The organism is Streptomyces sp. (genome assembly GCF_035644915.1).
Taxonomy (GTDB): Bacteria; Actinomycetota; Actinomycetes; order Streptomycetales; family Streptomycetaceae; genus Streptomyces.
The window spans coordinates 1-6,356 of the sequence record NZ_DASQNP010000073.1; the positions used below are offsets into that span (position 1 = coordinate 1).

The window sequence follows — 6,356 nt, forward strand, 5'->3', positions numbered from 1 at the left end:
GATGCGCAGCAGCTTCAACTGCCGTCCGAACGCCGCGACCAGGCTGGTGCCCGGTTCGTCCGGACGCTGTCCGTCGGCGGTGTCGTGGATGCCGTCCTGCATGCTTCGTTCCCCTGCCCCATGGGTGGCCCTTTCCCGGAACAACGCATGTGTTCGAGCCGCCGTAACGCCGCGTACCGCGTACAACGCCCCGCCGTACGCGTGGCGGACCGGGCGGGAAGCGCGGTGCCCCCTCGGCCGCACAGCCGACCGAGGGGGCACCGACTTCGGGACCTGACAGGGGGGCGGCGGATGGACCGGTGGCCCAACAGGACGCTATGAAGCGGGAGTTGGACCGTAACCGTGGTGCGGTGTGACCGGACGGGGCGCGGAGTGGGGTGGCGGGCCAGGGGGGTTCGCGGTGACGGCCGCGCTCGTGGTGGGCGGTGCCGGATACGGGGCCACGGAAGTCCTCGACCACAACGCCCGGTACGTTCCTCCGCCGGAGCCGACCCCCACCGGGGGAACGCGGAACGTGAGGCGGTGTGCGAGGGGAGAGTGATCCCGACTCCGGCTCCGCCGGCCCCGAGCCCGTTCATCCCGACTCGGAACGGGGAGGAAGGGGCGGACGCCACGCTCTCGGTGGTGGCGTGTCCCCGGTGGCCTTCCCCGTGGCCGCCGACCGGACCGGAGGGCCGGCGGGCGGAACGGTGACCGCCGCGGCGCACGGCGCGCGTACAACACCGCCCGCCGACGCGCACAGCGGCATCGTGACCGCACGTGACGGCTTGTGACCTGTGGTGAGGGAGGTCACGGTGGAGGGCGTGACGAACGCTCTTGGATTCCCGCCCTGTCCCGGCCGTCCCGCCGGTCCCGCACGCGGCTTCTCGTGGCGCGGCGCGCGCCCGGTCGTGCTCGACTCCGTGCGGAGGACGGGCCGTTGGAGCCGGGAGAACCCGGCGGACGAGGGGAACGGGCGGGCCCGCGTCCACCGGTACCGGGCCGAGGCCGTCGCCGTGGGGGCGGTGAACGGCGGCACGGTCGCCGTGCAGCTCGGCAGCCACGAGGCGGCCAGCCGCCGCCTCGTGCTGCGCTGGCTGCGGGAGCAGGCCCGCCGGATCGCCGACGGACTCGACCCCGACCCGCGGACGGCCGACTGGGCGGCGGGCGGCGCCCTCGTCCCCCTGCCGGAGCTGACCGCCGACGTCCCGGCGGAGCTGCGGCGGTGGTGCGCGGACGAGGAGCGGCAGCGGGCCGCGGCCGACCGGCTCGCCGAGGGCCTGCCGTTCCGCCTCACCGTCGCCGACCACACCGGCCGTTACGCGCTGCACGCCTGGCCGGTCGGCGTGGCCGCCCCCCATCCCGGCACCTCTCCGCTCGCCCGTGCCCGATGACTCCCGCCCCGGTGAACCCCGGGGGCGGCGGACCCACCGGCCCGGAGGTCAGCTTGAGGCGGGCTCGTCGCTCCAGTACTCCAGCGAGTCCCGTCCGGCCATCACCGCCGTCCCGTAGTGCTCGTTGACGCTGTATCCGTCGGGACGCTCGTGCCAGACGCGGGTCCCGCGCAGTCCGGTGGTGCGCAGGAAGTGCTTTCCCGACCGCAGCGTCATGGTCCTCCTCACCCCGGCCGCCACGAAGTCGATCTCCAGGTCCCAGGTGACCGTCGACCGGTTCGCGGTGGCGACGAGATCGACCACCACGTTCTCGTCCGGGGCGATGGTGATGACCCGGTCCGCGAAGAACCCGGCGACGGGATGGTCCTCGTCGAGGTCGATGTCCACCCGGAGGGGAGGCTCGTCCCCGCCGAGACCGACTCCGACGTAGGTGCCGCTCAGCACGGCGGTGCGGTCCAGGACCCTGGCGCGCATACCCGCGATGGTGACCGGCCGGTCCACGCCCTGGAAAGTGAGGCGGCGGACGCTCTGCGCGATGTCCGCGCCTCCGCGCTCGTAGACCCAGCGAGTGAGCCTGTGATCCCACTCCGCGCCGCCGGCCGGGCCCGCGGTGCGGTTGGCCTCGTCGAGTTCCGCGGGGCGCAGCGGCACCGGAAGGGCCCACCAGGAAGCGCCCCGGTCGGCCGACAGGAGGTGGGGCAGGGCGACGTGGAGGTCGACCGGGCTCCTGCGGAACAGGAGGCGGTGGACTCCCGGAGCGGCCACGACGCCGATGACCAGCGTCGATCCGACGGCCGCGGCCGCCCACCACCAGCGGTGAGGGGTGTCCTCCGAAGCGGCGTTGGTGAAGAGGCCGGCCGCGACCGTGGCAAGCGCTCCCAGCAGGAGCTGCGGTCCTGTGCTTCGCACCTTGTTCCCTTCGCCGGCGGGGGCGCCAGGATAGAAGCGGGGAGCGGCCGGCCGCTGGCGTTCCGCGCGACCCGCCGTTCCCGGACCGCCTCCCCGGGCGGCGTGAGGGCGCAATTCCGTTCCGCGGACGGATGGCGCCGAGCGGCGCGGACAGCGGCCGGACCGGACGCGTACAGCGGACGCTTGGGGGTGCATCGTCGCTGGTCACGGCGGGGCGGAGACGGAATGGTCGGGAGGCATGACGAGTGAGACCGGTCCGCGCGCGGTGTCCGTCCCGCCCTTGTTCACGGGGGACTTCACGATGCGCTTCAGCTCCACGCCGCGCGGGGCGCGGCTGGCCCGGCGGCTCGCCGCCCAGTGGCTCGACGAGCGGGGGCTGCCCCACGGCGACACCGCCCACGACGAACTGGTCCTGATCACGGCCGAGCTGGCCGCCAACGCCGTGCGCCACGGGCGCGTGGCCGGACGGGACTTCCGGCTGCGGCTGGCGGCGGGGGAGGGGACCGTACGGGTGGAGGTCACCGACGTCCGGGGCGAGCGGACACCCGTCCCCGCCCGGGACGCCGACGGGGAGGCCGAGTCGGGGCGGGGGCTGCTGCTGGTGGAGCGGCTGGCCGCCCGCTGGGGATGGGCGCCCCGCGGCGACGGGCCGGGCAAGACCGTCTGGGCCGAGTACCGCCTGCCCGGCGGCAGGGACCTGTGACCCGCCGGTTCGCCGGGGAGCCGGCCCTCAGGACGCCAGGACGGCCACGCTGCCCAGGTAGATGCCGAACAGCAGGACCCCGTCGAAGCCCAGCCCCAGCCAGCCCCGCCGCTGCCGGACGAGCAGGCCGCCCAGCAGCACGGTGGTCATCACCAGGGAGGCGCTGGTGAGGAAGAGTTCGTCCGGGCCGGCCGCGTGGTAGAGGGAGCCGCCGCGGAAGGCCACGTCGCCGACCACCAGGTTGAGCACGTCCAGGCAGTTCCCGCCGACGATGGCGGCGACGGCCAGCGTCACCGCCCCGCGCCGGACGGCCGCGACGGCCGCGACCGTCTCGGGCAGGGCGTTGACGACGCCCATCAGGACGGCGCCGACGAAGCCCGCGTTCAGCCCGGTGTGGCCCAGGATGTGCGCCGCCGCCCGCGCGACGGCCCAGCCCCCCGCCAGGACCAGGGCGGCTATCACCAGGAACTCGGCCCACAGCCGGCCGGCACCGTGCCCGGCGTCCGGCCCCTCCTCGGGCACGTCGGGGAGGGTGTCCCGGGTGCGCACCGCCCGCCACATCGGTTCGTCGTGGTCCCGGATGAGCCGGATGCCGCCCCAGTAGAAGGCGACCATCGCCGCCGACGCCGGATGCACGCCCAGCAGCGTCACCCCGGGGCTGAAGGAGGCCGCCAGCGCCATCCCGAGCAGCCCCGCGAGGAGACAGCCGAACAGCAGGTTGGACATGGAGGCGGCGGAGTGTTCGAGGTTGGCGCGCCGGTGGAAGGCGTCCGCGATCACCACGGCCAGGGTCTGCGCCGCGATCCCGCCCACCGCGTTGCTGTACGCCAGCGTGGGCTGGCCGGACAGCGCGCTGACCGCCGTCATGGCGATGCCCGACAACGAGGTGATCAGGCCGAAGAACACGGCGCCGAACAGCGCCTCGCCCCACCCCGTCCGGTCGGCCAGGACGTCCCCCAGCGTGGCGAGCCGGACGCTGCACACCACCGTGACGGCCGCGGCCGTCAGGAAGATCCCGACACTCCACCCCAGGCTCCACGTCCCGGTCAGCACCGAGAACACCTGCTTCTTCCTCCCGGAGAACCGATCCAGCAACGACAGTTGACCGGGAGCCCGCATACCCGGTCGCGGAGCCGTCAGACAGTGGGGAGCGCGACCCGGCGAATCCGCCGCCGAGCGAGCGGACATGACGCTGCGTCAAGCGAACTGGAGGAGTGAGGATTTGCCGCCGGTGGCGTTCCGGGATCTCCCCCGTCCCCTGATCGTAGGAACGTCGGACCGCCGTAACGGTTCGGCTCCCGGGGCACCGGTACGGTCCGGCCATGGTCGGAAACGGGGCCGGGCGGCGGCCCGCCGTCATCGAGCTGCGGCTGTCCGCCTTCCGGAGGCACCGCGGGCTGCGCGTTCCCCTGGGGCCACTGACCCTGGTCACCGGGGCCAGCGGCAGCGGCAAGTCCACGGTGCTGGAGGCGTACGAGGCGCTGGCGCGGCTCGGCGGCGGGGAGAGCCTGGGCGAGGTGTTCGGCCGGGCGCGCGGCGGGCCGTCGGCGTACGTGCCGCGCGGGGCGCCACGGGACCGGGAGGGCCGGCGCGGCTTCCGGCTGGGGTGCACGGTGGACGGGCCGGCCGGGCCGGTCCGCCTCGACCTCGCCGTCCAGACCGAACCGGAGCTGCGCGTCGCGGGCGAGCGACTGACCGGCGCGGACGGCCGGACGCTGCTGTCCACGGCGCTGCGCCACCCGGCACGGCGCGCGGTTCGGGCGGAGTGGCGCACCGCGGGCGCCGGCCGGACGACCCGGGCCGCGCTGCCGGACGACCGGCTCGGCACCGCGCTGCTGCCGCTGCGGGTGGCGGGCGCCACCACGGAGCAGCGGCAGGTGCTCGCGGCCGCCGAACAGGTCGTGGTGGCGCTGCGCTCGTCCTTCGCCTGCGACCCGCGGCCGGAGGCCATGCGCGAACCGGTGGCCGCCGCGGACGGCCTGCTGCGGGGCGGCTGCGACAACCTCGCGGCGGTGCTGCGGCGTACCCGCGGGGAGTGCCGCACCCGGTACGCGGCGCTGGTGGAGGCGGTGCGCGCGGGGCTGGCCGGGCCGGTCGCGGGACTGCTGGCGCGGTCCCGGCCGGAGGGGGATGCCCCGGGGCTGGTCGAGGCGCTGGTGGAGCACGGTGACGGCCTGGAGCCCACCCCGGCGGACCGGCTCGGGGACGGGGAACTGCGCTACCTGGCGCTCGCGCTGGTGCTGCTGACCGGGCCCGGGGTGCTCCAGGTCGACCCGGTGCGGGAGGTGCCCGCCGCCCACCAGGCACTGACGGTGCTGGCCGACGGCCTCGACCGCGCCCTGGACGGGCGGCAGCGGCGGGAGCTGGTGGGCCTCGCGGCGCGGATGTGCGAGCGCGGGCACATCCGGCTGCTGGGAACGGTGCACGACGGCGCCTCCGCGCGGGCGGCCGGCGCCCGGCTGGTAGACCTGGACGGATGAACACCGCACGGGAACGGGACGACGCGCACGGGAGCGGCCGGCCGGCCGGACGGGTGGGTGAACTCCAGCGCAGGCTGGCCGAGTTCGCCGCGGCGCGGCACTGGGAGCCGTACCACACCCCGAAGAACCTGGCGACGGCGCTGAGCGTGGAGGCCGCGGAGCTGGTCGAGATCTTCCAGTGGCTGACGCCGGAGCAGTCGGCGCGGGTGATGGACGACCCGGCCACGGCGGCCCGGGTGGCGGACGAGGTCGCCGACGTCCTCGCCTACCTGCTGCAGTTCTGCGAGGTGCTGGGGATCGACGTGCTGGAGGCGCTGGCCGCGAAGATCGAACGGAACGAGCGGCGCTTTCCGATTACGGAGAGTGGCGAACCGGCCGGTAGGGGCGTCGGTGAGACGGACGGCTCCGAAGGTGCGCACGAACGGGCCAATCGTCACTCTTCGGAGTGACGACGTTCTCCACAGTGTCGATATTCTCCACAGTTTTCCCAAAACCCCTAGGCAAAACCGGCGGCGGGTATCACTCTGGGTAGTGAGCCATTACGGAGGGAAAAGGTGGATGGATGCGGTACCACTCATTGAGGACACGCGGAAGGCGTTGGCGCACAGTAAGGAAGCCCCTGAGATCGTTACCGAGGCGTGGCAGGCGCAGGCGCTTGCCGAAGCGGTCGGAATCCATCTGGTCATGACCGGCCCGGTGGAGGTGCGGGTCCAGGCCGGCGCCCTGCGCGAGACGAGTGGCCGCGCCTGCCACTCGCTGCGCGGGTCCGGGCAGCGGGCCGACGGGGCGCGTGCCGCGCGGCTGACGGGGATCCGCGATCCGCTCTCCGCGCTGCACGGTCTCGGCGGTCTGCTGAACGAGGCGTGGGGCGCGCTGGTGAGGGTGGCGGTC

General features: G+C 74.7%; 7 protein-coding genes. 5 read left to right on the forward strand and 2 right to left on the reverse strand.

What is annotated here, in order from left to right:
* Window positions 1–803 precede the first annotated feature (803 nt).
* Complete coding sequence (locus VE546_RS08490; protein ID WP_324920266.1) at window positions 804–1,373, forward strand: hypothetical protein; 570 nt, start codon at window positions 804–806, stop codon at window positions 1,371–1,373.
* A gap of 48 nt (window positions 1,374–1,421) precedes the next feature.
* Here the strand turns inward: VE546_RS08490 and VE546_RS08495 are convergent, their stop codons facing one another.
* Complete coding sequence (locus VE546_RS08495) at window positions 1,422–2,282, reverse strand: hypothetical protein (RefSeq protein ID WP_324920268.1); 861 nt, start codon at window positions 2,280–2,282, stop codon at window positions 1,422–1,424.
* Window positions 2,283–2,520: 238 nt separating this feature from the next.
* Here VE546_RS08495 and VE546_RS08500 point away from each other — a divergent pair, with 238 nt between their 5' ends.
* The gene (locus VE546_RS08500; protein WP_324920270.1) at window positions 2,521–2,985 is read left to right on the forward strand and encodes an ATP-binding protein; all 465 of its coding nucleotides are present in this window, start codon (window positions 2,521–2,523) and stop codon (window positions 2,983–2,985) included.
* Window positions 2,986–3,012: 27 nt separating this feature from the next.
* On the opposite strand, the gene VE546_RS08505 is transcribed toward VE546_RS08500, so the two are convergent.
* The gene (locus VE546_RS08505) at window positions 3,013–4,038 is read right to left on the reverse strand and encodes a cation transporter (RefSeq protein ID WP_324920277.1); all 1,026 of its coding nucleotides are present in this window, start codon (window positions 4,036–4,038) and stop codon (window positions 3,013–3,015) included.
* Between the two features lie 269 nt (window positions 4,039–4,307).
* Here VE546_RS08505 and VE546_RS08510 point away from each other — a divergent pair, with 269 nt between their 5' ends.
* The 3 genes from VE546_RS08510 to VE546_RS08520 form a co-directional block, all read left to right on the forward strand.
* Entirely contained in the window at window positions 4,308–5,465 is a 1,158-nt protein-coding gene (locus tag VE546_RS08510) for an ATP-binding protein (protein ID WP_324920272.1), read from the forward strand.
* The gene (locus tag VE546_RS08515; protein ID WP_324920273.1) at window positions 5,462–5,914 is read left to right on the forward strand and encodes a nucleotide pyrophosphohydrolase; all 453 of its coding nucleotides are present in this window, start codon (window positions 5,462–5,464) and stop codon (window positions 5,912–5,914) included. Before VE546_RS08510 ends, VE546_RS08515 begins: the two co-directional genes overlap by 4 nt.
* Before the next feature lie 109 nt (window positions 5,915–6,023).
* A partial coding sequence (locus VE546_RS08520; protein WP_324920275.1) for a DUF6099 family protein occupies window positions 6,024–6,356 on the forward strand: 333 nt, incomplete at its 3' end.